Source organism: Stieleria sp., assembly GCF_041595215.1.
Lineage (GTDB): Bacteria > Planctomycetota > Planctomycetia > Pirellulales > Pirellulaceae > Stieleria > Stieleria magnilauensis.
Window position 1 is genome coordinate 1 of record NZ_JBFHKV010001321.1, and the last position, 2,055, is coordinate 2,055.

Below are 2,055 nucleotides of genomic sequence, written 5' to 3' on the forward strand. Positions count from 1 at the left end.
CTCCGCCTGATCGGCCGGCAGGAATGCGACGGCATCGGCGATCACATAGCCGTCGGTCCCGTCGTTGCGGATCGTCACGACCGCGTCTTGGTCGGCGGAAAACTGGAACGTACCCAACTCATTCCAAGGCGGCGTGTCCGATCGTTTTCGCTGGTCGACGATCAATGATTCGCTTCCCTCGGCGGTGATGAGGGTGACCGGGATTTTCGCGGCCCGACTGTCGCTGCTGCTGTAGGCAAATCGCACGGTGTAGCGTCCGCTGGCCGGCAGACGTTTGCGAAACTCGATCGACAGCGATCCCTTGTTGGTGTTGTTGTCGTGGACGTAACCCGAACCGATAAAACCTTTCGTGTACGTGGATCCCACCCAGTCGCCGATCTTGGTCGCTTCGCGGTCGTCGACGATGATTCCATTGTTGTCGCCGTCCTTTGCCAGTTGCAACGCTTGTGTCGCTTCCTTCACTTGGCCCTCGATCGCAGCGACCGTTGTGCGGTGCTGGTCGAGTGCTTGCCGGTGTTCGTCCGTGGTCGGCAATTCGACGCGATTCCAGGTGCTGACGTATTTTTGCGATTCACCGTTGAGGGTTTGGGTGCTTTTGAAAATCCCTGCCAACGCGTAGTAATCTTCGGTGGGGATCGGATCGAACTTGTGATCGTGGCAACGGGCGCATCCGAGCGTCATGCCGAGGAACGCGCGGCCGATCGTGTCGATCTGTTCGTCGACCACGTCCAACGTCAATTTCTCTTTCGCCCGCTCGCTGAGCATCTTGGGGCCGAGCATCAGGAACGTTGTCGCGACGATGTTGTCATGACGTTGTTGGTCGGTCGCGGCGGGCAACAGGTCGCCGGCGACTTGTTGGCGGATCATTTCGTCCAGCGGCCGATCGCTGTCAAACGAATCGATCAAGTAATCACGGTACCGCCAGGCTTCGTGGAAGGTCGCGTTGAAGTCGCTGCCGTTGCTGTCGGCGTAGCGGGCGACGTCCATCCAGTGCCGCGCCCAGTGCTGGGCGAAGGCGCGTGAGCCGAGCAATTCGTCGACGAGTTGGACCCACGTTTCTTCAGTCGGCGATTCCGCCCAGCGCCGCTGGATGGATTCGGACGGCGGCAAACCGGTCAGGTCAAAGGCCAAACGCCGCAACCGAATCTCGGCGGGCGCGGTGCCGACCGGGTCGACTCCGTGTTCAAAAAGATGTTTGTCGAGCTGGTGGTCGATCACGTTTTCGCCGATCGCCGCTTTGGATGCTGGCGAAAGTGGTTTGCGGAAATCGGTCAGGGGGCGAAAGGCCCAGAACCGACGTCCCTGCTGCAAATCAATTTCATCAGCGGCCGGACGGGGCGACCCGTTGGCGGATTTTGTTCGCGGGTCGATCGCGCCGGCGTCGATCCAGCGGACGAAATCGTCGACCACCGCGGCTGGAAGCGGTGCGTCCGGTGGCATTTCGCTGGATTCGTAGCGGATCGCGGAAATCAGCAAGCTCGCGTCGGCATCACCGGGGCGGATCGCCGGTCCGCTCTCCCCGCCATCACGCATCGCCGTGGCGCTGTCCAGCCACAGAGCGCCGCCGATTGCTTCGGATTCACCGGAGTGGCATTCGTAGCAGTGCTTGACGAGAACCGGGCGGATCTTGGTTTCAAAGAACGCTTCGGAGTCCGCGTCGATCGCCGTCGCGGTCCCCGCGACAGAGGACAGCAATGCAAACAACGCCGAAGCCACACAGCGGGAGAGGAGGCAGCGAGCAGAAGTGGAGAATCGCATCGGGGCGGGCTATCGGGGAGACGGCGATGCAAACGGAAGGCCCCGTAGCCTAGCAGGAATCCCCCCGCCACGCCAATTTTCCCACCGGGGACAGACCCCGGAGGTTCCGCGCCGAGGGTCCGGGGACAGACCCCGGGAGGCTGCGCCGGGATGCCAGGGGGCGAATAGGACCTATGAGACCGATGGGACACATAGGTCCTATTTTTTCCATCTGTCCTATTTTCTCGCCCGACGGGCACCGGGGTCTGTCCCCGTTGGGCTTGGGGTCTGTCCCCGATGGGCTTGGGGTCTGTCCCC

At 61.9% G+C, this 2,055-nt stretch carries 1 protein-coding gene; it reads right to left on the bottom strand.

Annotation, left to right across the window (positions count from 1 at the left end):
• The coding region (locus ABX749_RS30940) for a DUF1549 domain-containing protein (RefSeq protein WP_372899430.1) at positions 1 to 1,695 on the bottom strand (1,695 nt) is incomplete at its 3' end.
• Positions 1,696 to 2,055 lie beyond the last annotated feature (360 nt).